23 protein-coding genes are annotated in these 24,707 nt (G+C 67.0%); 14 read left to right on the forward strand and 9 right to left on the reverse strand.

The window, feature by feature from the left end; translation table 11 throughout:
- Positions 1-76: 76 nt before the first annotated feature.
- A complete protein-coding gene (locus DFO45_RS17400; protein ID WP_166657167.1) occupies positions 77-661 on the reverse strand; it encodes a TetR/AcrR family transcriptional regulator in 585 nt (194 codons plus the stop codon).
- 262 nt (positions 662-923) lie between these two features.
- Here DFO45_RS17400 and DFO45_RS17405 point away from each other — a divergent pair, with 262 nt between their 5' ends.
- From DFO45_RS17405 to DFO45_RS17435, 7 genes are all read left to right on the forward strand, one after another.
- Positions 924-1,823, forward strand: a complete 900-nt coding sequence (locus DFO45_RS17405; protein ID WP_133865870.1) for a polysaccharide deacetylase family protein — start codon at positions 924-926, stop codon at positions 1,821-1,823.
- 98 nt (positions 1,824-1,921) lie between these two features.
- A complete protein-coding gene (locus tag DFO45_RS17410; protein ID WP_133865871.1) occupies positions 1,922-3,178 on the forward strand; it encodes an amidase in 1,257 nt (418 codons plus the stop codon).
- A gap of 518 nt (positions 3,179-3,696) precedes the next feature.
- Entirely contained in the window at positions 3,697-4,521 is an 825-nt protein-coding gene (phnC, locus tag DFO45_RS17415) for a phosphonate ABC transporter ATP-binding protein (protein ID WP_012169589.1), read from the forward strand.
- Positions 4,522-4,644: 123 nt separating this feature from the next.
- Complete coding sequence (gene phnD / locus DFO45_RS17420) at positions 4,645-5,574, forward strand: phosphonate ABC transporter substrate-binding protein (RefSeq protein ID WP_133865872.1); 930 nt, start codon at positions 4,645-4,647, stop codon at positions 5,572-5,574.
- Between the two features lie 77 nt (positions 5,575-5,651).
- Positions 5,652-6,533, forward strand: a complete 882-nt coding sequence (gene phnE, locus DFO45_RS17425) for a phosphonate ABC transporter, permease protein PhnE (protein WP_133865873.1) — start codon at positions 5,652-5,654, stop codon at positions 6,531-6,533.
- Between the two features lie 53 nt (positions 6,534-6,586).
- Positions 6,587-7,405: a phosphonate ABC transporter, permease protein PhnE gene (gene phnE / locus DFO45_RS17430; protein WP_133866008.1), complete on the forward strand. Its 819-nt coding sequence runs from the start codon at positions 6,587-6,589 to the stop codon at positions 7,403-7,405.
- Between the two features lie 89 nt (positions 7,406-7,494).
- The gene (locus DFO45_RS17435) at positions 7,495-7,701 is read left to right on the forward strand and encodes a TOBE domain-containing protein (RefSeq protein WP_133865874.1); all 207 of its coding nucleotides are present in this window, start codon (positions 7,495-7,497) and stop codon (positions 7,699-7,701) included.
- 13 nt (positions 7,702-7,714) lie between these two features.
- On the opposite strand, the gene modD is transcribed toward DFO45_RS17435, so the two are convergent.
- Entirely contained in the window at positions 7,715-8,545 is an 831-nt protein-coding gene (modD, locus tag DFO45_RS17440; protein WP_133865875.1) for a ModD protein, read from the reverse strand.
- Between the two features lie 154 nt (positions 8,546-8,699).
- On the reverse strand, positions 8,700-9,554 hold the full coding sequence (locus DFO45_RS17445) for a hypothetical protein (RefSeq protein WP_043880038.1): 855 nt from the start codon (positions 9,552-9,554) through the stop codon (positions 8,700-8,702).
- Between the two features lie 413 nt (positions 9,555-9,967).
- On the opposite strand from DFO45_RS17445, the gene DFO45_RS17450 reads away from it, so the two are divergent.
- The 4 genes from DFO45_RS17450 to DFO45_RS17465 all read left to right on the forward strand — a co-directional run bounded on the left by DFO45_RS17450 (position 9,968) and on the right by DFO45_RS17465 (position 14,005).
- Complete coding sequence (locus DFO45_RS17450) at positions 9,968-10,522, forward strand: peroxiredoxin (protein ID WP_012169582.1); 555 nt, start codon at positions 9,968-9,970, stop codon at positions 10,520-10,522.
- Positions 10,523-10,526: 4 nt separating this feature from the next.
- Positions 10,527-11,072, forward strand: a complete 546-nt coding sequence (locus tag DFO45_RS17455; protein WP_133865876.1) for a carboxymuconolactone decarboxylase family protein — start codon at positions 10,527-10,529, stop codon at positions 11,070-11,072.
- Between the two features lie 324 nt (positions 11,073-11,396).
- Positions 11,397-13,118, forward strand: coding sequence for a nif-specific transcriptional activator NifA (gene nifA, locus DFO45_RS17460; protein ID WP_245518159.1), 1,722 nt, complete (start codon positions 11,397-11,399; stop codon positions 13,116-13,118).
- 95 nt (positions 13,119-13,213) lie between these two features.
- Positions 13,214-14,005, forward strand: a complete 792-nt coding sequence (locus tag DFO45_RS17465; protein ID WP_133865878.1) for a 4Fe4S-binding leucine-rich repeat protein — start codon at positions 13,214-13,216, stop codon at positions 14,003-14,005.
- A 252-nt stretch (positions 14,006-14,257) separates the two neighbouring features.
- Here the strand turns inward: DFO45_RS17465 and DFO45_RS17470 are convergent, their stop codons facing one another.
- From DFO45_RS17470 to DFO45_RS17495, 6 genes are all read right to left on the reverse strand, one after another.
- The gene (locus DFO45_RS17470; protein ID WP_133866009.1) at positions 14,258-15,532 is read right to left on the reverse strand and encodes a cysteine desulfurase; all 1,275 of its coding nucleotides are present in this window, start codon (positions 15,530-15,532) and stop codon (positions 14,258-14,260) included.
- 2 nt (positions 15,533-15,534) lie between these two features.
- Entirely contained in the window at positions 15,535-16,866 is a 1,332-nt protein-coding gene (gene sufD / locus DFO45_RS17475; RefSeq protein ID WP_133865879.1) for a Fe-S cluster assembly protein SufD, read from the reverse strand.
- On the reverse strand, positions 16,866-17,627 hold the full coding sequence (sufC, locus tag DFO45_RS17480) for a Fe-S cluster assembly ATPase SufC (RefSeq protein WP_043878929.1): 762 nt from the start codon (positions 17,625-17,627) through the stop codon (positions 16,866-16,868). The genes sufD and sufC overlap by 1 nt, the downstream gene beginning before the upstream one ends.
- A gap of 37 nt (positions 17,628-17,664) precedes the next feature.
- The gene (sufB, locus tag DFO45_RS17485; RefSeq protein ID WP_012169575.1) at positions 17,665-19,146 is read right to left on the reverse strand and encodes a Fe-S cluster assembly protein SufB; all 1,482 of its coding nucleotides are present in this window, start codon (positions 19,144-19,146) and stop codon (positions 17,665-17,667) included.
- Positions 19,147-19,276: 130 nt separating this feature from the next.
- The gene (locus DFO45_RS17490) at positions 19,277-19,474 is read right to left on the reverse strand and encodes a 4Fe-4S binding protein (RefSeq protein ID WP_012169574.1); all 198 of its coding nucleotides are present in this window, start codon (positions 19,472-19,474) and stop codon (positions 19,277-19,279) included.
- Between the two features lie 186 nt (positions 19,475-19,660).
- Positions 19,661-20,104, reverse strand: coding sequence for a SufE family protein (locus DFO45_RS17495; protein WP_133865880.1), 444 nt, complete (start codon positions 20,102-20,104; stop codon positions 19,661-19,663).
- A 435-nt stretch (positions 20,105-20,539) separates the two neighbouring features.
- On the opposite strand from DFO45_RS17495, the gene nifH reads away from it, so the two are divergent.
- The 3 genes from nifH to nifK all read left to right on the forward strand — a co-directional run bounded on the left by nifH (position 20,540) and on the right by nifK (position 24,639).
- Positions 20,540-21,430, forward strand: a complete 891-nt coding sequence (gene nifH, locus DFO45_RS17500; RefSeq protein WP_133865881.1) for a nitrogenase iron protein — start codon at positions 20,540-20,542, stop codon at positions 21,428-21,430.
- A gap of 67 nt (positions 21,431-21,497) precedes the next feature.
- Positions 21,498-23,000 (forward strand): nitrogenase molybdenum-iron protein alpha chain, encoded by a 1,503-nt coding sequence (gene nifD, locus DFO45_RS17505; RefSeq protein WP_012169571.1) that lies wholly within the window; start codon positions 21,498-21,500, stop codon positions 22,998-23,000.
- A gap of 79 nt (positions 23,001-23,079) precedes the next feature.
- Positions 23,080-24,639, forward strand: coding sequence for a nitrogenase molybdenum-iron protein subunit beta (nifK, locus tag DFO45_RS17510; RefSeq protein WP_012169570.1), 1,560 nt, complete (start codon positions 23,080-23,082; stop codon positions 24,637-24,639).
- Positions 24,640-24,707 lie beyond the last annotated feature (68 nt).

Consider the following 24,707-nt stretch of genomic DNA (forward strand, 5'->3'; position numbering starts at 1 on the left):
TCCTTAGGCTTCAAATGTGAATGTTATTCACATTAACATTTCGCGTCACCAATTCAAGGGGCAGGTGGGATGGCGATCAGTCGGGTCTGGCGCCCTTCAGAATGCCGCTGACGCCGGCCACGAGCGCGGCGTGGGCTTCGGCCTCATCGAGATGGCCGGACGCGGCAAGGGTCGCGGCGCCATGGGCCAGCGCCCAGATGGAGAGGATGGCGCCTTGCGGCAGGCGCTCGACACCCGCCGCCTGGCCGGCGGAGGCCGCGAGAAGCGCGAAGGCCCGTCCGCCCTGCGCCGTCTCCCGCCCCGGCGGGCAGACGGTGAACATGGCGCCGTAGAGTCCCGGCTCCCGGCGGGCGAAAGCGAGATAGGCGTCGCCCACCCGCAGGAAGGCGCTCGCGGGGTCCGGCGCGCCATCGCCGAATGCCTGCGCCAGCTCGTCCGCGAACTGCGCAAAGCCCCGCTCGGCCAGAGCGGCCATGAGCGCGTCGCGGTCCTTGAAGTGCCGGTAGGGCGCCGCGGGAGAAACGCCGGCCCGGCGAGAGGCTTCCGCGAGCGTCACACCCGCCGGACCTTCGGTCGCGACCAGATCGCGCGCCGCGTCCAGCAGCGCGTCCTTGAGGTTGCCGTGGTGATAGCCCCGGCGCGGGGGCGTGCGCTCCGTCATGCACCCATGCATAGCGCAAACGGCCATGGGTGCCACAGGGGCGTGACGGGACAAGGGTCGGGTTCGTTCTGTCATGCACCGGCAGCAGGGATCGCGCCGGGCGTCCCCGGCACTCACATCCCGCCCTTCATGTCACCCTTGCCGCCATGGGCGCGGCGTGCAACGTCCGGTCGAGCTTCCGCTGACTGCGTCGTGATCCGTGCCCCGTCTCTCTTCATCCCTTCTCCTCGCCCTTCCCCTCTGCCTCGCTGCCGGTGCCGCCGTGGCCGCGCCCGCCTGCTATGCGCCTTCGGCCCTCAAGGCCGTGCCGGGCGAGGAGAAGGTCCAGCCCCACACCTCCAGCGGCAACACGCTGGCCGAGCGTCTCCTGCCGCCCGTGCGGCCAGTGGCAGGGGCGCTGGCCGGTTCCATCCGGCGGGTGAACCTGCCGGCGGGCGTGAAGATGGTCGCCCTCACTTTCGACCTGTGCGAGGCCTCCAGCGAGGTCTCCGGCTATGACGGCGCGCTTGTGGATTATCTGCGCGACCAGAACGTCCAAGCCACGTTCTTCGCCGGCGGCAAATGGGCGGTGAGCCATCCCGAGCGGGCGTCCCAGATCATCGCCGATCCGCTGTTCGAGGTGGGCAACCACACCTGGTCCCACGCCAACATGACGGTGACCACCGGCACCACCATGCAGCGGCAGGTGGATGATGCCGACATGGCCATCGCCGCCCGCCGCGCGGGGGCGCAGGCCGCCGGCTGCAACGTCGCGGATGTGCCGGAGCGCACCACCCTCTTCCGCTTTCCCTATGGCTCGTGCTCCGCCGATTCCATGGCCTATGTGAACGAGACCGGCCATCTGGCCATCCAGTGGGACGTGGATTCCGGCGACCCCGCCTTCCTCGGCGCGAAATTCATGGCCGAGGCCATGCTCAAAGCCATCAAGCCCGGCTCCATCGTGCTCATGCACGCCAACGGGCGCGGCAAGCACACGGCCGAGGCCCTGCGCATCCTCATTCCCGCGCTCAAGGCCAAGGGCTACCAGTTCGCCACCGTGAGCCAGCTCATCGCCGCCGGCACGCCGGTGATCGCCGCCACCTGCTATTCCGAGCGCCCCGGCGACACCAAGGTCTATGACGATGCCGCCCGCGCCGGCCGCCGCATCCTGCCGACGCAGTAGGGGCGAGCGGTCAGATCGATCGTTCGCTATGACTATCAGCCGAGAGCGCGATTCCGGCCGCCGGGCCGGACGCCCCGACCGCCAGAGGACCGTCCGCCATGCTGCTCGCCCGCAACCTGTTTGAAGACATCCGCGCCGAACGCCTGACGCCCCGCGACGTGCTGGAGCTCTGTGCCGTCGCCATCGCCGAGCAGGAAGCGGACGTGCACGCCTTCGCCGCCCTCGACCTCGACCGCGCGCGCACCGCCGCCGAGGCGCCGGGGCTGGCCCGCACGCCCCTCGCCGGCCTGCCGGTGGGCATCAAGGACGTGATCGACACCGCCGACCTGCCGACCGCCTATGGCACCGAGGCCTTCGCCGGCAACCAGCCGCGCACGGACGCCGCCGTGGTGCGGCAGGTGAAGCGCGCGGGCGGGATCATTCCCGGCAAGACGGTGACCACGGAACTCGCCTTCCTGCGCCCCTCCATCACCAAGAACCCGCGCCGGCTCACCCACACGCCCGGCGGCTCCTCGGCGGGCTCGGCGGCGGCTGTGGCGGCGGGCATGCTGCCGCTGGCGCTCGGCACACAGACCGGCGGCTCCGTGCTGCGGCCCGCCTCCTTCTGCGGCGTCACGGGCTACAAGCCTACATTCCGCCTCATCCCCACCGTGGGCATGAAGGTCTTCTCCTGGCATCTCGACACCATCGGCCTGTTCGGCGCGCGGGTGGCGGACGTCGCCTACGGGGCCGCCGCCATCACCGGGCGCGACCTCGATCTGGCGGATGCCGACATCGGACCGGCGCGATTCGCGGTGGTGCGCACCGCCCGTGCGCATCTGGCGGATGCCGCATCCCACGCCGCCCTCGACAGCGCCATTGCAGCGCTCTCCAAGGCTGGCGCCGACGTGCGCGAGATCGCGCTGCCCGAGGAGATCGAGGCGGCCGACGCCATTCACCCTGTCATCCAGGACTATGAAGGCTGGCACGCGCTGGCCGACGAATATGACAACGGCCTCCTGTCTCCGCTGCTGCGCGGGCATCTGGAGGCGGCAGCCGCCATCACGCCGGATGCTTATGACGAGGCGCGCCGCACCGCCAAGCGCGCGCGCCAGCGCCTCGGCGACCTGTTCGCCGATTGTGACGCCTTGCTCACCTTCGCGGCACCCGGCGAGGCGCCGGAGGGTTTCGCCACCACCGGCTCGGCCATGTTCAACCGCCTGTGGACGCTGATGGGCACGCCCTGCGTCAGCGTGCCCGGCCTCCTCGGCCCCAGCGACCTGCCGGTGGGCGTGCAGGTGGTGGGCCGCTTCGGCCGCGACCGCCGCACGCTGGCCGCAGCCGCCTTCCTGGAGCGGGCGCTCGCGGCACGCTGAACCGCACCGTATTCCGCTGGGGAAATCTCGCCACGTTCCGGAAAATCCAGCGACCGTGGGGACATGCCGCGCCGCACCCGCCGACAGGGCGCGGCGCAGCATCGATAGTTGTTGCCGCGCCTCGGTTCTTTGCTACGCTTGCCTCGGGAGGTCGCCCTTGTTCCGTTGCCGAACGGAGAACCAGAGCGTCTTCGTTCCGGATGAATGCGCCTTCGTGTCCGCACCACGAAGATGACGCGCCCGGGGCGCAGGCACCGAAGGCAGCGGGCCGCGAAAAAGATTCAGAACACGCGGATGGGACCAGACCCCGCGGCGCCGGAGAGCCGTTCCTCTCCGGCGCCGCTTCCTTTTCAGCCGCCCGATGCGCTGCCCGTCTGTGACACACACCCGCCACACGACACGCCTTTCCCTCCGCACATGCTGAGCCGACCCAAGAGGCTGCAAGGGGTCGTGACCGTCACATGATTGTTGCGCGCCGCCGCTAATGGGGAGGTCACTATCCTCATCGGAGCGGCTCCATGCTCGTGATCGACGGCCTGACATGCCAGTTCGGCTCCAAGACGGCGGTGTCAGACGTGAATCTGGAAATCGGCCAGGGCGCCTTCATCGGCGTCATCGGCCGGTCCGGAGCAGGCAAGTCGACGCTGCTGCGCATGATCAACCGCCTGCAGGACCCGACGGGCGGCCGCATCCTCTTCGAGGGGCGCGACGTGACCGGCCTGCGCGGTCAGGACCTGCGCCTCTGGCGGGCCCGCGCCGCCATGATCTTCCAGCAATTCAATCTGGTCGGGCGCCTGGACGTGCTCACCAACGTACTGATGGGCCGCCTCGCGGAAATGCCGGCATGGCGCGCGCTCACCAAGAGCTGGAGCGCCGACGACAAGGCCATGGCGCTCTCCGCCCTTGAACAGTTCGACATCGCCAATCTGGCCGCCCAGCGCGCCGACAGCCTCTCCGGGGGCCAGCAGCAGCGCGTGGCCATCGCCCGCGCCATGGTGCAGGCGCCGCGCCTCATCCTGGCGGACGAGCCCATCGCCTCGCTGGACCCGCGCAACACCAAGGTGGTGATGGACGCGCTGCTGCGCATCAACAAGCATTTCGGCATCACCGTCCTGTGCAACCTGCACTCCCTTGAGCTGGCGCGCACCTATTGCGACCGGCTGGTGGGCATGGCGGGTGGCAAGGTGGTGTTCGACGGCGTGCCCTCGCAGCTTACGCCGGCTGTCGCCCACGACCTCTACGGCCTCGAGGCCGGCGAGGTCATGGATCTTGAGATTCCCGCCGCCTCCGGGGCCCATGCCCCTGCGGCCCTGCCGGCCACGGCCGCGCCCTCGCACCACTGATCCGGTCCGGCCGCATGGCCGGGCGCGTGCGTACCCGCAAGCTTCTCCGCCCGTGCGTCGCGGCCTTCCGGCTCCGGCCGCGCGCGGTTCTGCCTGCTCATGCCTTTGCTCAAGGAGATGACCATGATCACCCGTCGCAGCCTGATCGCGGCCGCCGCCGCGCTCACCCTCACCGCCGGCGCCGCCGGCGCGCAGGAGTGGAAGAAGCAGTATCCCGAGCTCACCTTTGCGGTGATCCCGGCCGAGAACGCCTCCGCCACCACCGACATCTACACCCCCTTCGCCGAATATCTCTCCAAGGAGATCGGCGTGCCGGTGAAGCTGCGCATCGCCAATGACTATGCGGCCGTCATCGAGGCCCAGCGTACCGGCAGCGCCCAGATCGCCTTCTACGGTCCGGCCTCCTACGCCCGCGCCGTGATCACCGGCGTGAAGATTGACCCGCTGGTGGTGCAGCGCCACAACACCGGCCTCACCGGCTATTATTCGGTGATCTGGGTGCGCGCCGACAGCCCGTACAAGGAGCTGAAGGATCTCAAGGGCAAGACCATCGCCCTCGTCGATCCCAACTCCACCTCGGGCAACCAGGCTCCCCGCTACTTCCTGAACAAGGAAGGCGCCTCGGTGGACTCGTTCTTCGGCAAGTCGGTCTATGCCGGCAGCCACGACAATGCGGTGCTGGCGGTGGCCCAGGGCACGGCGGACGCCGCCGCCAACGCCTGGAACTCCGAGACCGACAATTACCTGATCCGCCTGATGAACCGCGGCCTGCTCAAGACCGCCGACGGCAAGCCGCTGACGGAAAAGGACTTCCGCATCGTCTTCAAGTCGGACTTCCTGCCCGAGGGTCCGTTCGCGGTGCTCGATTCCCTGCCCGCCGACCTGAAGGCCAAGATCAAGCAGGCCTTCCTCGACGCCCCGAAGAAGGACAAGGCCGCCTTCGACAAGCTCTCCGGCGGCAAGGACATCGAGTTCGCGCCGATCTCGGCCAAGGACTATGACGGCATCATCGGCATGGTGAAGTACAACGACGATCAGCGGAAGCGCTCCTGATCGTTCGCTGATCACGGCGGGGGCCGCAGGTCCCCGCCGTTTTCGTATCGAGACCGACCGATCCGTCAGGCATGCCCATGTCCGCCACCGTCCCCAGCCTGCCGCCGGCCCAGGCCCATGCCCTCGCGGCGGCCTATGATGCCGCGACGGCCAAGAACCGCCTGCGCAGTCTTCTGGTTGCCGTGGTGGTGGCCGCGCTCGCCCTCCTCGCCGCATGGTTCGCCGAGGTGAAGCCGGGGGCGCTGAAGGACATCGCGCACTTCACCGATTATCTCGCCAAGACCATCCCGCCCATTTCCGCCGAGACGCCCCGCGCCGATATCGTCGCCTGGTATTGGGACCTGAAGAACTGGGCGCGCCTTCTGGGCGAGACCATCCTGATGGCCTATCTCGGCACACTGTTCGGCGCCATCGGCGGCTTCGTGCTGTGCTTCCTCGCCTCCGCGAACCTCGTGCGCAACAAGGCGGTGATCTTCCTCACCCGCCGCTTCCTCGAATTCTGCCGCACCGTCCCGGACGTGGTGTTCGCGCTGATCTTCGTCTTCGCCTTCGGCCTCGGCCCCGTGCCGGGCGTGCTGGCCATTTCCATCCACACCGCCGGCGCGCTGGGCAAGCTGTTCGCCGAGGTGGTGGAGAATATCGACATGAAGCCCGTGGAGGGCCTCACCGCCACGGGCGCCACATGGGTGCAGCGGGTGCGCTTCGGCGTGGTGCCGCAGGTGCTCTCGAACTTCGCCTCCTACGGCCTGCTGCGCTTCGAGATCAACGTGCGCGGCGCAGGCGTGCTGGGCTTCGTGGGTGCCGGCGGCATCGGCCAGGAATTCCTGACCGCCATCCGCAATTTCTATTACACGGACGTGAGCGCCATCCTGCTGATGATCATCGCCACGGTGATCCTCATCGACCTTGGCACCGAGCGCATCCGCCACCGCCTGCTCTTTCAGGATCAGCGCCAGTGACCGCCACCTCCCCCACCGCGCCGCGCCCGGTGCTTGAAACCGATGTCGCGGCCATGCGCGCGCGCTATCCGGACGCCTTCCGGGCCCATCCCGCGCGGAGGCTTAAGACGGCAGCCTTCATCGGCATCATCGTCGGCATGGCGCTCTTCGCGCTCTGGGCGCTGGACTTCTCGCCCCAGCGCATCTGGCAGGGGTTTAGCCGCCTCGGCCTCTTCTTCTCGCTGCTGTTCCCACCCGATGCGCACGGTCGCCTGCCGGCCTTCATGAAGGCGCTGGGCGAGACGCTGGCCATCGCCTTCCTGGGCACCCTCACCGCCGCCCTCGTCGCCTTCCCGGTGGCTTTCCTCGCGGCGAAGAACGTGGTGCCGAACATCTTCGTCCACTTCTCGCTGCGCCGGGTCTTCGACGTGTCGCGCTCTGTGGACACGCTCATCTGGGCGCTCATGTGGATCAATGTCGTCGGTCTCGGCCCGTTCGCCGGTGCGCTCGCCATCGCCTGTGCGGACTTCGGCGCCTTCGGCAAGCTGTTCTCGGAGGCCATCGAGGCGGCGGACCGCAAGCCGGTGGAGGGCGTGCTCGCCTCGGGCGGCAGCGGGCTCCACCGCGTGCGCTTCGCGCTGGTGCCACAGATCCTGCCGGTGATCGCCAGCCAGATCCTCTATTTCTTCGAATCCAACACCCGCTCGGCCACCATCATCGGCATCGTCGGCGCGGGCGGCATCGGCGGCTATCTCACGGAGCTGATCCGCACACTGGAAATGAGCCAGGTGTGCGTGATCATCATCATGATCCTGATCACCGTGGCGGTGATCGACTTCGTCTCCTCGCGCCTGCGCTTCGCCATCATCGGCCGCAAACCCGCCAGCGCTTGATGAGGACGGCACCGGCCGGCTGCGCGACACTTTGGCGGCTGCCTCCTATTCCCCGCTGAATATATCTTTCCCCCAAACAGGGGGCAGCGATGAAGATCAGCGCGCGCAATCAGATCAAGGGCAAGGTGGTCTCGGTGGACCACGGGCCGATCTCCGGCAAGGTGGCCATCGACATCGGCAACGGCAATGTCCTCGTTTCTCACATCACCGATGACGCGGTGCGGGAACTGGACCTGAAGGTGGGCGACGACGTGGTCGCCATCATCAAGTCCTCCAGCATTCTCGTCGGCAAGTAGGCCCTGCCCGTCCTCAGGCGGGCTCGAGCACCACCTTCACGTCAGCGGGCTTGGCCCAGTACGGCGCCGACGTCACCAGAATGTCGGCGCCCGCGGCTGCATAGGCCGCGGCATTGCCGGCATTGACGCCGCCGGCCGCCGCCACCTTCACGGCAATGCCCGCCGCCCGCACCAGCGCCACCACTTCGGCAATGCCCTCGGGTGCCATCTTCTCGCACTGGAGAATGTCGGGTGCCGCCGGCAGGATGGCCTCGACACCCTCCAGCGTATCCACCTCCACCACGACGCGCTTTTCCGGCGCCTCGCGCTTCAACCGGGCGAGGGCGGCGAGCGTGTCGGGCAGGAAGGCGCGATGCTCGGGGAAGACCAGAACGGTCTCCGACAGCCCGAGGCGGTGGGGCAGCGCACCGCCGGCCTTGATGGCCTCGATCATCGCCGCCTTCACGCCCGGAAAGGTTTTCCGCGTGGTGACGACGGCGATGTGAGGACTGACCGCGCGGGCCGCCTCCACCAGCGCCGCCGTGGCAGTGGCGATGCCGGAGAGATATTCCACCAGCGTCTGCGAGACCTTCCAGCCCCGGTGCAGCGCGCCAGCGGGGCCTTCCGCCCGCAGCAGCACCGTGCCGGCCTCCACTCGCGCCCCGGTCGCGCTCTGGAGCTCCGCCGCGCCGCCCGCCGCCCGGATGAGCTGCGCCGCCGCCTCAATGCCCGCGACGACACCCGCCTGCCGCAGGCGGAACACCATGCGTGCCGGCGCGCTGCCGATCCCAAGCAGGTCCGTGGTCAGGTCGCCATAGGGCACGTCTTCGGCCAGAAGAGCCGCGATCTTCTCCGGCGACCACATGTCAGAACTCCCGCACTCGGTACGCGACAAAGCGACTGCTGATCAGGCGCCGACCAATGGACCGACCTCAAAGCCGGCCGGCACCCATGCCAAGGTTTTCATTCCCGCGGACCCGGCACAAGGCTCTTTGCGGCGCTCCTCGCCGCTGCCATTCTCAATGGGCCACGCCCTCGAGACCGAGGCGGAAGGTCTCCATGGAGGCGACCGCATCGAGTGTCGCATCCGCGATACGCTGGCCGCGCGGCCCGAAGCCCAGCCAGCTCGGCTCCCCCTCCCCCCGCGGATCGACCTCAGCCAGACGCAGGTCCGCCGGCACCTCGACGCCGCTGCGCACCAGACCGCGCAGCCGCCCCTCCAGGGAGGCGCAAACCGGAATGTCGCCGCACGCGCCGATCACCTCGCCCTGCGCGACCCGGTCGCCGATGGCTCGGGAGGTGGTCCAGATGCCGGCGAGCGGCGCGCGGGAGAAGCGCTCGCGGCCAACCCCACCCAACTCGGACGCTATACCGTCCGCCCCCCGCGTGCTGCCTTCCCGCAGCACCCCGATCGCATCGGGGGCCGTCTCGACGGCGACATCCACATTGCGCCCGGCTGTGAAGCCCGGCCCGAGCCCGATGGAGAGGCGCGCATAAGGCCGGATATCCACCTTAAGGCCGCGCATGCGCATGCGCGCATCCACCAGCAGATCGATGAGGCCGAGGCAGAGCAAGTCCCCCAGTTCCAGCGCAGTCACCATGACGCCGCTGCGTTCCGTAAACCCTCGCAGCACTTCCACCAGCGCGTGGGCCGGACGGGCGGAGAGGCCCATCACCTCGGAGAAGCCGGTGACGAGCGCATCATCGAAGCTCATGCTCCGGCGCAGCACCGGCTGGGCCGGATCGCGGGAGAGCACGACGCCGTAGCCGGCATGGAACAGGCGGTGCGCGACGGCCGAGGCCACATCCTGCGTGCCCAGCACGACGGCCACCGGTGCGCGCCGCTGCGGAGTGAACTGGTTTTCGCTGCGCATGTCTGTCCAAGCCTCGTGGCCGTGCATCACCATCTGCGAGCCGGGGCGGTCCGCAGCGCGGGTCGGGCGAATTGTGCTCCGGCGGGACGCCGCAGGCGCTGCGGCTCAAGCGACTTTCGTGCCAGTTGGTGGAAAGCCGTTAACCACCCGGCTGCCCGCGCGAAAAACTCCGCGGCTGCACGCTCCGTTTGCATCGCCGCGGGCGGACGGCGGGTTCCCGACAGTCAGGGCGGGCCGGGGCGGTGCGGCCGATGTCGGAAAGCCGACAGAACAGGGCTGTCGCAAAGATGCAGTTTGGAATCAGAAGCATTTTGCAACGCAACAGCCGTGGCATACGCCTTGCTTGACAGACGTCGACAGCGGCGCGGCCCGACGACGATGGCCCGCCTGCGTGAGCGATCACGGAGACAGATATGCTCGGCATCGGCAGCACCCTTCCCGCCTTCTCGGTCACCGGCGTGAAGCCCGGCTTCAACCTCCATGAGGAGAACGGGCAGTCCGCCTTCGAGACGGTCACGGAAGCGAGCTTCCCCGGTAAGTGGAAGATCATTTTCTTCTATCCGAAGGACTTCACCTTCGTCTGCCCGACCGAAATCGCGGAATTCGCGCGCCTTGCGGGCGATTTCGCCGACCGCGACGCCGTGGTGCTCGGCGGCTCGACGGACAATGAGTTCGTGAAGCTCGCCTGGCGGCGCGACCACAAGGACCTCAACCGTCTGCCCATCTGGTCGTTCGCCGACACCAACGGCTCGCTGGTGGATGGACTCGGCGTGCGCTCGCCCGATGGCGTCGCCTATCGCTACACCTTCATCGTCGATCCAGACAATGTGGTGCAGCACGTCTATGCAACCAACCTCAATGTCGGCCGCAATCCGAAGGATACGCTGCGCGTGCTCGACGCCCTGCAGACGGACGAACTGTGCCCCTGCAACCGCGAGGTCGGCGGCGACGTGCTGAAGGTGGCCTGAGCGGATGAGCATCGAGGCGCTCAAGACCCAGCTTCCCGCCTTTGCGAAGGACGTGAAGCTCAACCTCTCCGCCCTGCCACGGGAGGACAGCCTGACCGAACAGCAGCTCTACGGGCTGCTGGTCGCCTGCGGCTACACCACGCGCAATGGCACGGTCGCGCAGGCACTGGAGGAAGAGGCGGCCCCCCATCTTTCGCCGGCCGCGCTTGACGCGGCGAAGGCGGCGGCCTCCATCATGGCCATGAACAACGTCTACTATCGATTTACGCATCTGGCCTCCAACAAGGCCTATGAGACCCTGCCGGCGAAGCTCCGCATGAGCGTCATCGGCAATCCCGGCGTGGACAAGGTGGACTTCGAACTCTGGTCGCTCGCCGTCTCGGCCATGAACGGATGCGGCCGCTGCATCGATGCCCATGAGGCCGTGCTGCGCGAGGCGGGCCTCAGCGAAGCCCAGATCCAGACGGCGGTGCGCGTCGGCGCCATCATCGCCTCCGCTGCGGTGGCCCTCGAGGCCGCCGGCGCGGGTTTTCCGGAAGCTGCGGAATAAGCGCGGCCCTGCCTCCGTCCCCGCGGCCAGGGCTTCGGGGACGGATACCTTCAGAATTTGATCCAGATCAAAGCCGTCCGTTGTCTCCGCGGTTTCCATTATAACAATTCCATTAAATCGACGGCCCGGCACACGAGGCCGCTTCAGGGAACACCGACAGGAGGCTGATCCCTCGCAGCCGCTTTTGCGGCAGGGAGCATGCCAATGACCGACGCCTTCCAGGTCCGCGTACCTCGGGTTTCGTCGAGCACCGCCGGAGACATCGCCGCGTCATCCATCACCACGCGGGGCGCGCTGCCGCGCCCGGGAGGGATGCCTGTGTCCATGTCGCGGGGGACCTCGCCCGAGGTGGCACTCATCGGGGTCTATGAGATTTCGAAGATCCTGACGGCGCCCCGGCGCCTCGAAGTCACGCTCGCCAATGTGGTGAACGTGCTCTCCTCCATGCTGCAGATGCGGCATGGCATGATCTGCATCCTCGACAGCGAGGGCGATCCCGACATGGTGGCCACCACCGGCTGGACGCCGGAGATGGCGGGTCAGATCCGCGCGCATGTGCCCCAGAAGGCCATCGACCAGATCGTCGCCACGCAGATGCCGCTGGTGGTGCAGGACGTGACCGCCGATCCGCTCTTCGCCGGTCACGAGGATCTGTTCGGCCCGCCTGAGGAGGCCACCGTCTCCTTCATCGGCGTGCCGATCAAGGCCGACCACCATGTGATGGGCACCCTCTCCATCGACCGCATCTGGGACGGCACCGCCCGTTTCCGCTTCGACGAGGACGTGCGCTTCCTCACCATGGTGGCCAATCTCGTCGGCCAGACCGTGCGCCTGCACAAGCTGGTGGCGAGCGACCGCGACCGGCTGATCGCCCAGACGCACCGCCTCGAAAAGGCGCTGCGGGAAGAAAAATCCGGGGCCGAGCCGGAGGTGGCCGAGGCCGCCAACGGATCCGCCATGGGCATCGTGGGCGATAGCCCGCTGGTGAAGCGCCTGATCGCAACCGCGCAAGTGGTCGCCCGCTCAAACTCCACCGTGCTGCTGCGCGGCGAGAGCGGCACCGGCAAGGAGCTGTTCGCCCGTGCCATCCACGAACTGTCGCCCCGCAAGGGCAAGCCCTTCGTGAAGGTGAACTGCGCCGCCCTCCCGGAATCGGTGCTGGAATCGGAACTGTTCGGCCATGAGAAGGGCGCCTTCACCGGTGCGCTGAACATGCGCCAGGGCCGCTTCGAGCTGGCGCACGGCGGCACGCTCTTCCTCGACGAGATCGGCGAGATCACCCCCGCTTTCCAGGCCAAGCTGCTGCGCGTGCTGCAGGAAGGCGAGTTCGAGCGGGTCGGCGGCAATCGCACGTTGAAGGTGGATGTGCGGCTCGTGTGCGCCACCAACAAGAATCTGGAAGAGGCGGTCTCCAAGGGCGAGTTCCGGGCCGATCTCTACTACCGCATCCATGTGGTGCCGCTGATCCTGCCGCCGCTGCGCGAACGGCCGGGCGACATTCCCAAGCTCGCGAAGAACTTCCTCGACCGCTTCAACAAGGAAAACAAGCTCCACATGATGCTCTCGGCGCCGGCCATCGACGTGCTGCGGCGCTGCTATTTCCCGGGCAACGTGCGCGAGCTGGAGAACTGTATCCGGCGGACGGCAACGCTCGCCCACGATGCCGTCATTACCCCCCATGACTTCGCCTGCGACAGCGGCCAGTGCCTCTCGGCCATGCTCTGGAAGGGCTCGGCCCCGAAGCCTGTGATGCCGCACGTGCCGCCGGCGCCCACGCCGCTGACTCCGCTCTCCCCTGCTCCGCTCGCGACCGCAGCGCCCGCTGTGGCGAGCCCGGCGCCGGCGGCCGACAGCCTGCCGGTCACTTGCCCCGGCACCGAGGCCTGCCCCGCCGTGCCGCCCCGCCAGAGCGAAAAGGAGCAGTTGCTCCAGGCCATGGAGCGCTCCGGCTGGGTGCAGGCGAAGGCCGCGCGCCTCCTCAACCTCACGCCGCGCCAGGTGGGTTATGCGCTGCGCAAATATGACATCGACATCAAGCGCTTCTGAACCACGGGGCGGAGCTTGCTCCGCCCTGTCCGTCCGGCCGCCGATCGCGGCGCCCGCGGGAAAGCGCCGGGCCGTTTTATGGGAGCCCCCTTCCCATGAGCGGTGAGCACACGGCACCGGAGCCCGCCGCACCGCAGGATCCGCCGGGAAGCTTCGAGGCGCTGGACTGGCAGGGACGCCCCGTGCGCTGCGAGGATTGCCCGCACGAGGACATCCAGGCCATCGGCCGCTGCGATCTCGGCAAGGTCTGCGTAGCCGACCGGCGCACCCGTCGGATCGACCGCTTCTTCGCCCGCAATCCGGAACTGGCGGCGCGCTATCTCACCCATCCCTATTCCGAGGTGCGGCTGCTGGCCGCCAAGCACGCCAGCCTGTTCCTGCTGCCGCCGCTGAAGTCGGATGCGGAGCCCGACGTGCGGGTGATGGTGGCCTACCGCCTGCCGCTCGCCCGCATCACGGACATGCGCGACGATCCCGATCCGCGTGTGCGCATGGCGGTTGCGCACCGGCTGGAGGGCCGGATGCTGGTCGCCATGCTGGGGGATGCGGATTATCGGGTGCGGGTGGTGGCGGCCCGGCGGGCGCCGCCGGAATCGCTCGTCATGGCGCTCTATGATCCCGACATCGAGGTCCGGCGCGAAGTCGCCCGGCGCGTGCCGCTCGCCAATCTCGTCACCATGGCAGCGGATGCGGACCCTCTGGTACGCGTCACGGTGGCCGAACGGCTGCCGCCCGCGCGGCTCACCGTGCTGATGCGCGATGCCGACATGCGCGTGCGCTTCGCCGTCGCCGAGCGGCTGCCGCTGGCCCATCTCGCAGGCATGGCAGAGGACGAGGTGGCGGCCATCCGGGATCTGGCACTGGCGCGGCTGAACGCGCCCACTTGAGGCGACACCCGGACGGGCGGTCTCCGGCGGACACGAACGGTGAAACCGGGCCTGCCGGCGCGTTCGCCGCCAGGTCGAACGACGACGGCATGGCCCGGTCTCACCGAGGAGAGCGGAGCGGCCGGAGGATCGTGGCCGATCCGTCTCTCGTCTCCTACCGCCATCCGGCGGTCTTGCCGGCACACATGGGCGGACACCAGAAGGGAGTCGCGGGACCGCGCCCCCACGGCCCCGCGCCGACGCGTGGCTTCCTCAGGCGAAGAAACTGCGCGCCTTGATCAGGGCCTCGGCCAGCGCATCCACGTCGCCGCGCGTGTTGTAGAGGGCGAAGGACGCGCGGCAGGTGGCGGCGACACCGAAGCGCTCCAGCAGCGGCATGGCGCAATGGGTGCCGGCGCGCACCGCCACGCCGGAGCGGTCGATCACCGTCGCGACGTCATGGGCATGGGTATTCTCCAGCGAGAAGGAGATGAGCGCCCCCTTCTCCGCCGCCGTGCCATAGACCTTAAGGCCGGAAATTTCCGACAGGCGCTCCTGCGCATAGGCCAAGAGATCCGCCTCATGGGCCTGGATGCGCGCCTTGCCGAGGGAAGCCATGTAATCCAGCGCCGCGCCGAGCCCCGCCGCCTGCACGATGGGCGGAGTGCCCGCCTCAAAGCGATGGGGCGGCGCGCCATAGGTGACGGTGTCGCGCGACACCTCGCGGATCATCTCGCCACCGCCGTTGAAGGGCGGCAGCCCGGCGAGCATCTCCGCCTTGCCGTAGAGTGCCCCAATGCCCGTCGGCCCATAGAGCTTGTGGCCGGTGATGACATAGAAATCGCAATCGATGTCCTGCACGTCCACGTCCATATGGACGCTGGCCTGCGACCCATCCACCAGCACCGGAATGCCCCGGGCATGGGCGAGGCGCACCACCTCCTTCACCGGCACCACCGTGCCGAGCACGTTGGACATCTGGGTGATGGCGACAAGCTTGGTGCGCTCGGTGAGCAGGGCCTCGAATTCGTCGAGGAGGAAGTTGCCCTCGTCGTCCACCGGCGCCCATTTCAGCACCGCGCCCTGCCGCTCGCGCAGGAAGTGCCAGGGCACAACATTGGCGTGATGCTCCATGATGGAGAGCACGATCTCATCGCCCGCGCCGATGCGCGTGCGGCCGAAAGTGTGGGCCACGAGGTTGATCGCCTCCGTCGCCCCCTTGGTGAAGATGATCTCTTCCGTGCTCGGCGCATTCAGGAAGGCGCGCACCTTCTCGCGCGCGCCCTCATAGGCCTCGGTCGCCGCATTGGCGAGATAATGCAGGCCCCGGTGCACGTTGGAATATTCCGACGCATAGACCTGCGTGATGCGGTCCAGCACCTGCTGCGGCTTCTGCGCGGACGCTGCATTGTCCAGATAGATCAGCGGCTTGCCATAAACGCTGAGGCCGAGGATCGGAAAGTCGGCGCGCACGCGCGCCACGTCATAGGCCTCCCCGGTCACCGCCGGATGGGCGGGCACGGTCGGGGGCGTGACGGAAGGATGCATGTTCATGCGCCGCGCGCCTCCAGCCAGCTCACCGTCGCGGCGGTGAGCGCCTCGCGGACGCCCTCGTGCGCGATGCCGTCCAGCACCTCGCCGATGAAGGCCTGAATCAGCAGCGCCTCCGCCTCCTTGGCTGGAATGCCGCGGGCCATGAGGTAGAATTTCAGCTGCTCATCCAGCGTGCCCACGGTGGCGCCATGGCCGCACTGGACATCATCGGCGAAGATTTCGAGTTCCGGCTTGGAATAGGCCTCGGCCTCCTCGGAGAGCAGCAGGGCGCGCGACATCATCCGCGCGTCCGTCTGCTGCGCCGCCTGCTCCACCGTGATGCGGCCCTGGAAGGCCGCTTCGGCCTTGTCGTCCACCACCGCCTTGAACACCTCGCGGCTGGTGCTGCCGGGCGCCGCATGGGTCAAGAAGAGCGCCGTGTCCGCATGCTGCTTGCCGCCGAGCAGGCTCGCGCCGGCAAGGTTCAACTCCGTCGTCTCGCCCACGAGGCGCACATAGAGCTGATTGCGCACCGTGGCGCCGCCGAGGGTGAAGCCGCACGAGCCGAAGCGCGCCTGCGCCCCGACACTCGCCACCAGACTGCCCACATGCAGCACGGCGCTGCCCTCGCCCGTCACCTTCACATGATCGAGCTGTGCCTTGTCACCCACCAGCAAGCCGAGCGCGACATTCACCTGATGCTCGACGCCGGCCTTAGCCTCATGGGTCTCCACCAGCGCCAGCTGCGCCTCAACGCCCAGCACAACGCGCGAACGGCTGAAGACGGCTTGCGGCGTATCGCCGGTGGTGATGAAGGCCACATGGATCGGCCGCGCCACCACCGCGCCCGGCGCGACGCCGATGAAGACACCATCCCGGGCGAAGGCGGCATTGAGCGCCAGCGCGGGCTCCACGTCCGGCAATGCGTCGCGCAAAGAGTCCGGCAGCAGCGGCCCGTCTTCGCCGAACACCTCCGCCATGGGGCGGATGGTAAGGCCCGGTTCGAGATCAGCCAGATCCGACAGCTCCGGTGCGAAGCTGCCATCCACCACCACGAGACGCCGCAGGCCGAGGCCCGCCAGCAGCGCGCCGGCGGAGCCCGCCTCAGCCTTGGCGGCGGCATCCGGCAGCGGCGCGAGGGGCTTGGCGTCGCGCATGAGGCGGCGCAGGTCGGTATATTTCCAGGCTTCCACGCGCCGGTGCGGCAGGCCCACCCGGTTGAAGGCCTCGAAGGCGGCGAGGCGCGCGGCGGAAACGCCCGGCCCGCCGGGCAGGGTCGGCTGAGCCGCCGCGAAGGCGCTCGCCAGCCCCTGCTCGGCTTCGGTCTTGATGGCGACGGGCGCGTTCATCACGCCGCCTCGCTCTGCTGATACTGCGCATAGCCGGTGGCTTCGAGCTGGAGGGCCAGATCCTTGCCGCCGGTTTCCACGATGCGGCCCGCCGCCAGCACATGCACCACGTCGGGCACGATATAATCGAGCAGGCGCTGGTAGTGGGTGATGACGATCATCCCCCGCTCAGCGGCGCGCAGCTGGTTGACGCCATTCGCCACCACCTTCAGCGCGTCAATGTCGAGACCGGAGTCGGTCTCGTCCAGCACGCACAGGCGCGGCTCCAGCAGTGCCATCTGAAGGGTCTCGTTGCGCTTCTTCTCGCCACCGGAGAAGCCGACGTTCACCGGCCGGCGCAGCATGTCCGGATCGATGCCAAGCTTCTTGGACAGCTCGCGCACCTTCTTCATGAAGTCCGGCGAAGACAATTCCTCCTCGCCCCGCTTGCGGCGCTGGGCGTTGAGCGCCGTGCGCAGGAAAGTGAGGGTCGCGACGCCGGGGATTTCCAGCGGATACTGGAAGGCGAGGAAGAGGCCCTTGGCGGCCCGCTCGTCCGCCTCCATGGCCAGGAGATCCTCGCCATTGAGGAAGACCTCGCCGCCGGTGATCTCATAGCCCGGCTTGCCGGAAAGCACATAAGAGAGCGTGGACTTGCCCGCGCCGTTCGGCCCCATGATGGCGTGGATCTCGCCCGCATTCACGGTGAGGTTCAGCCCGTTGAGGATCTGGCGCCCGGCCACTTCGGCCTTGAGGTCGCGGATTTCCAGGAGAGCGGTCATCACGAAGTCCTCGCCTTGCGATTGGAGAAGCGACAGGTCAGCCGACGCTGCCTTCGAGCGAGATGGAGATGAGCTTCTGCGCCTCCACCGCGAATTCCATGGGGAGCTGCTGGAGCACCTCCTTGACGAAGCCGTTGACCACGAGGCCGACCGCCTCCTCCTGGGAGAGCCCGCGCTGTACGCAATAGAACAGCACGTCCTCGGAGATCTTGGAGGTGGTGGCCTCGTGCTCGAACACTGTTGTCGGGTTCTTGGCCTCGATGTAGGGCACGGTGTGCGCGCCGCACTGATCGCCGATCAGCAGGCTGTCGCAGGCGGTGAAGTTGCGCGCGCCCTTCGCCTTGCGGTGTGCGGACACGAGCCCGCGATAGGTGTTCTGGGACTGGCCGGCGGAAATGCCCTTCGAGACGATGCGGCTCGACGTGTTCTTGCCGAGATGGATCATCTTGGTGCCGGAATCCACCTGCTGATGCCCATTGGAAATCGCGATGGAATAGAATTCGCCCTGGCTGCCGTCCCCGCGCAGGACGCAGCTCGGATATTTCCAGGTGATGGCGGAGCCCGTCTCCACCTGCGTCCAGCTGATCTTGGAATTGGCGCCCCGGCAATCGCCACGCTTGGTGACGAAATTGTAGATGCCGCCCTTGCCATCCTTGTCGCCGGGATACCAATTCTGGACGGTGGAGTACTTGATTTCCGCATCGTCCAGAACCACCAGCTCGACCACGGCAGCGTGGAGCTGATTCTCGTCGCGCTGGGGCGCCGTGCAGCCTTCCAGATAACTCACATAGGCGCCCTTGTCGGCGATGATGAGCGTACGCTCGAACTGACCGGTGTTCTTCTCATTGATGCGGAAATAGGTGGAGAGCTCCATGGGGCAGCGCACCCCTTCCGGTACATAGACGAAGGAGCCGTCCGAGAAGACCGCGGAATTCAGCGTCGCGTAATAATTGTCGGTCACCGGCACCACCGTGCCGAGATATTTGCGCACCAGCTCGGGATGCTCCTTCAGGGCCTCCGAGATGGGCATGAAGATGACGCCCGCCTCCTTCAGCTCCTTCTGGAAGGTGGTGGCCACCGAGACGCTGTCGAACACCGCATCCACGGCGATCTTGCGCTCGCCTTCGGGGCGCTCCACGCCGGCGAGAAGCTCCTGCTCGCGCAGCGGGATGCCGAGCTTCTCATAGGTCTTCAGAATCTCGGGATCGACCTCGTCGAGGGAGGAGAGCGCCTTCTTCTTTTTCGGCGCCGCATAATAATAGAGATCCTGGAAATCGATCTTCGGGAAGTTCACCTTGGCCCATTCGGGCTCGCGCATGGTAAGCCAGCGGCGATAGGCATCGAGGCGCCATTCCAACATCCACTCCGGCTCGTTCTTCTTGGCCGAGATGAAGCGGATGACGTCCTCCGACAGGCCCTTCGGGGCCTTTTCGGATTCCACGTCCGTCACGAACCCGTATTTGTACTGCTCGACATCGATCTGGCGAACCTGATCGATCGTCTCCTGAACGGCGGCCATGTGGGGCTCCTCACGGCAATGGAACGGACTGTGCAGAGGATCAGGCCCGGCACGCGGGCCGTGCCGGGCGCCGGCCGGCGAAAGCCGGCACGGCGCTGCAACGGAGAGCCGACGCTGTCAGCCCGGCAGGTCAGCCGGCGGGCACGCAGGTGCCGGGCACCGGGCACACGGCGTCGCACTGCGGGCTGTCGAAGCTGCCCTCGCACTCCGTGCACTTCTTCGGGTCGATGATGTACATGTCGTTCTTCAGCCGGATGGCGGCGTTCGGGCATTCGAACTCGCAGGCGCCGCACACCGTGCATTGGGATGCGATGATCTTGTAGGCCATCAAACTAGCTCCTGAGCGCGCGGCCCATCTGCTCGGGCGGCCGCCGGTCCCTCGTCGCAAGCTGCGTGCCAAACGCTCCGGCCTTGTTTTTTCGAGTTTTTCCAGTTCCGGAAAGGCGCCATCGCCTGTCGCGCCCCCGACACGTGTCGCGACTGCGACAGGCACATTGTCGGAGACGGCCACCGCTCAGATGGGATCGCGCAGCGCGCCCTGCGCATCGTGCCGAATGCGCGCGACCATGGAGCGGAAGCCGTTCGAGCGCTGGGGCGTCAGATGCTCCTTCAAGCCGAGGCGCTCGAACACGGCGACCGGGTCCGCATCCAGAATGTCGCGCGCGGTCCGGCCCGAAAACATCGCGAAGAGGATCGCCACAAGGCCCCGGACGATCTGGGCATCGCTGTCGCCCCGGAACGACAGGACGGGGCCGGGCGACACCAGTGTCGCAAGCCACACCTGGCTCACACAGCCCTGCACCTTGTTGGTATCGCAGCGGTCCGCGTCCGGCAGTTGCGGCAGCGCGCGACCAAGTTCGATCACATAACGGTAGCGGTCATCCCAATCGTCCAGCAGGGCGAAATTCTCGAAGATGTCCTCGAGCGTGGGCAGAGGGGTGAGGTCCACAAGCGTCATCGCATCCTCCAGCGCGGCCGGCGGCATCGCGCGGCGTCGCTGCACCCAAGCAAGGGGCGTACCGCGCGCGCACTTACGCGCCAGCGGGCAGACCGCCGGAACGCCGTCGCGGCTGTGTCCTTTCACACCGGCTGCGTCGGGTGCCCACCAGCGATGTCGCGTTTGAAACACGGGGCTTTTGGAACCGTTCGATTCTGTAACGCGCTGATTTTACTTTATTAATTCGACCACACGACCACTGGCACACCCGTTGCAAAACCCCTCGGTGCAGGCGACGGGTTGCCGGTCTGGTTCGCGGATCTCCTCGATCCCCGGCTACCGACCCGCCTCCGAAAAGTCCGGTCCCGATCCAGTTCGGCGGGGCCACACCTGGCTGAAGGCGCAGGCCGCCCCAGCGGAGCTGCCACGGTTCCCAAGGTTCCAAGGAGACCAGACATGTCGTCACTGAGACAGATCGCATTTTACGGCAAGGGGGGCATCGGCAAGTCGACGACGTCCCAGAACACGCTGGCGGCGCTGGCGGAGATGGGCCATCGCATCCTCATCGTCGGCTGCGACCCCAAGGCCGACTCCACCCGCCTCATCCTGCATGCCAAGGCGCAGGACACCATCCTGTCGCTGGCCGCCGCCGCCGGCAGCGTCGAAGACCTCGAGCTCGAAGAGGTCATGAAGATCGGCTACCGCGACATCCGCTGCGTGGAATCCGGCGGTCCGGAGCCGGGCGTCGGCTGCGCCGGCCGCGGCGTCATCACCTCCATCAACTTCCTGGAGGAGAACGGAGCCTATGAGGACATCGACTACGTCTCCTACGACGTGCTCGGCGACGTGGTGTGCGGCGGTTTCGCCATGCCCATCCGCGAGAACAAGGCGCAGGAAATCTACATCGTCATGTCCGGAGAGATGATGGCCATGTATGCGGCCAACAACATCTCCAAGGGCATTCTCAAGTACGCCAATTCCGGCGGCGTGCGCCTGGGCGGGCTCGTCTGCAACGAGCGCCAGACCGACAAGGAGCTGGAACTGGCCGAGAACCTCGCCAAGAAGCTCGGCACCCAGCTCATCTATTTCGTGCCGCGCGACAACATCGTGCAGCACGCCGAGCTGCGCCGCATGACGGTGCTGGAATATGCCCCCGACAGCGTGCAGGCGGGCCATTACCGCAACCTCGCGCAGCGCGTCCACAACAATGGCGGCAAGGGCATCATCCCGACCCCCATCACCATGGACGAGCTCGAGGACATGCTGATGGAGCACGGCATCATGAAGTCCGTGGACGAGAGCCAGGTCGGCAAGACCGCCGCAGAGCTCGCCGCCCTCTCCGCCTGAGCCGACACGCCGGCCGGCCCCCGCGTGGGGCCGGCCTTCGCAACGCAATGAAGCGAGGAACTCCAAAATGAGCGTGTCACAGCCTCAGACCGTTGAGGAAATCAAGGCCCGCAACAAGGAACTGATCGCTGAAGTCCTGCAGGTCTATCCCGAGAAGACCGCCAAGCGCCGCGCCAAGCACCTGAACGTGCACGAGGCCGGCAAGTCGGACTGCGGCGTCAAGTCGAACCTGAAGTCCGTTCCGGGCGTCATGACCATCCGCGGCTGCGCCTACGCCGGCTCCAAGGGCGTGGTGTGGGGCCCGATCAAGGACATGATCCACATCAGCCACGGCCCGGTGGGCTGCGGCCAGTACAGCTGGGCGGCGCGCCGCAATTATTACATCGGCACGACCGGCATCGACACCTTCGTGACGATGCAGTTCACCTCCGACTTCCAGGAGAAGGACATCGTCTTCGGCGGCGACAAGAAGCTCGCCAAGATCATGGACGAGATCCAGGAACTGTTCCCGCTCAACAACGGCATCACTGTCCAGTCGGAATGCCCCATCGGCCTCATCGGCGACGACATCGAAGCGGTGTCGAAGGTGAAGTCGAAGGAGTATGACGGCAAGACCATCGTGCCGGTGCGGTGCGAGGGCTTCCGCGGCGTCTCCCAGTCGCTCGGTCACCACATCGCCAACGACGCGGTGCGCGACTGGGTGTTCGACAAGCTCGACCCGAACGCGCCTCCGCGCTTCGAGCCCAGCGACTATGACGTCGCCATCATCGGCGACTACAACATCGGTGGCGACGCCTGGTCCTCGCGCATCCTGCTGGAGGAGATGGGGCTGCGCGTCATCGCCCAGTGGTCCGGCGACGGCTCGCTGGCGGAGCTGGAGGCCACCCCGAAGGCCAAGCTCAACGTGCTCCACTGCTACCGCTCGATGAACTACATCTCGCGGCACATGGAAGAGAAGTACGGTATTCCGTGGTGCGAATACAACTTCTTCGGCCCCTCCAAGATCGCGGAGTCGCTGCGCAAGATCGCCGGCTTCTTCGACGACAAGATCAAGGAAGGCGCCGAGCGCGTCATCGCCAAGTACCAGCCGCTGATGGACGCGGTCATCGCCAAGTATCGTCCGCGCCTCGAAGGCAAGACCGTGATGCTGTACGTGGGCGGCCTGCGTCCCCGTCACGTCATCGGCGCCTATGAGGACCTCGGCATGGAAGTGGTCGGCACGGGCTACGAGTTCGCCCACAACGACGACTACCAGCGCACGGCCCAGCACTACGTCAAGGATGGCACCATCATCTATGACGACGTGACCGGCTACGAGTTCGAGAAGTTCGTCGAGAAGATCCAGCCGGATCTGGTCGGCTCGGGCATCAAGGAAAAGTACGTCTTCCAGAAGATGGGCGTGCCCTTCCGCCAGATGCACTCGTGGGACTACTCGGGCCCCTACCACGGCTATGACGGCTTCGCGATCTTCGCGCGCGACATGGACATGGCCATCAACTCGCCCGTCTGGAAGATGGCGAAGGCGCCCTGGAAGCAGGCGCCCAAGCCCTCCCTTCTGGCCGCGGAATAGCCCCCACGCCTACCGGCCCCCGCCGCGTGCGGGGGCCGGACGGCGCGACCCCGATCAGACATCCGGAAGGACTGCCACCATGACTCAGAATGCCGAACACGTGCTCGATCATTTCGAGCTATTCCGCGGCCCGGAATACCAGCAGATGCTGGCGAACAAGCAGAAGATGTTCGAGAACCGTCGCGATCCGGCCGAAGTGGAGCGCGTTCGGGAATGGGCCAAGACGCCCGAGTATCGCGAACTGAACTTCGCCCGCGAGGCGCTGACCGTGAACCCCGCCAAGGCCTGCCAGCCGCTCGGCGCCGTGTTCGTGGCGGTCGGCTTCGAGCAGACCATTCCCTTCGTGCACGGTTCGCAGGGCTGCGTCGCTTATTACCGCTCGCACTTCTCCCGCCACTTCAAGGAACCCACCTCCTGCGTCTCCTCGTCCATGACCGAGGACGCGGCGGTGTTCGGCGGCCTCAACAACATGATTGACGGCCTCGCCAATACCTATTCCATGTACAAGCCCAAGATGATCGCCGTCTCCACCACCTGCATGGCGGAAGTCATCGGCGACGATCTCAACGCCTTCATCAAGACCTCCAAGGAAAAAGGCTCGGTTCCCGCAGAGTTCGACGTGCCCTTCGCCCACACCCCGGCCTTCGTCGGCAGCCACGTCACCGGCTACGACAACGCCATGAAGGGCGTGCTGGAGCACTTCTGGGACGGCAAGGCCCGCACCGTGCCGGCGCTGGAGCGCGTGCCGAACGAGAAGATCAACTTCCTCGGCGGCTTCGACGGCTACACGGTCGGCAACCTGCGTGAGATCAAGCGCATCTTCGAGCTGATGGGCGTCGAATACACCATCCTCGGCGACAATTCCGAAGTGTGGGACACCCCCACCGACGGCGAGTTCCGCATGTATGACGGCGGCACCACGCTGGAGGACGCGGCCAACGCGATCCACGCCAAGGCCACCCTCTCCATGCAGGAATTCTGCACCGAGAAGACCCTGCCCTTCATCGCCAACCACGGCCAGGAGACGGTCGCCTTCAACCATCCCATCGGGGTGGCCGGCACCGACAAGTTCCTGATGGAGATCGCCCGCCTCACCGGCAAGGAGATCCCCGAGGAGCTGGCCAAGGAGCGCGGCCGTCTGGTGGACGCCATCGCCGACTCCAACGCCCACATCCACGGCAAGAAGTTCGCCATCTATGGCGATCCGGACCTGTGCCTCGGCCTCGCCGCCTTCCTGCTGGAGCTGGGCGCCGAACCGACCCACGTCCTCGCCACCAATGGCAACAAGGACTGGGCGGAGAAGATGCAGGCGCTGTTCGACAGCTCGCCGTTCGGTGCCAACTGCCATGCCTATCCCGGCAAGGACCTGTGGCACATGCGCTCCCTGCTCTTCACCGAGCCGGTGGACTTCCTGATCGGCAACACCTACGGCAAGTATCTGGAGCGCGACACGGGCACCCCGCTGATCCGCATCGGCTTCCCGATCTTCGACCGCCACCACCACCACCGCCGTCCGGTGTGGGGCTATCAGGGCGGCATGAATGTCCTGATCACGATCCTCGACAAGATCTTTGACGAGATCGACCGCAACACCAACGTGCCGGCCAAGACCGACTACAGCTTCGACATCATCCGGTGATCGAGGCGCCCCGCTGCGACCCTCCCCAGGGGCCGCGGCGGGGCCTTCGCGCGTTTCGCGCCCCTTAT

The organism is Azorhizobium sp. AG788 (assembly GCF_004364705.1).
GTDB classification, from domain to species: domain Bacteria; phylum Pseudomonadota; class Alphaproteobacteria; order Rhizobiales; family Xanthobacteraceae; genus Azorhizobium; species Azorhizobium caulinodans.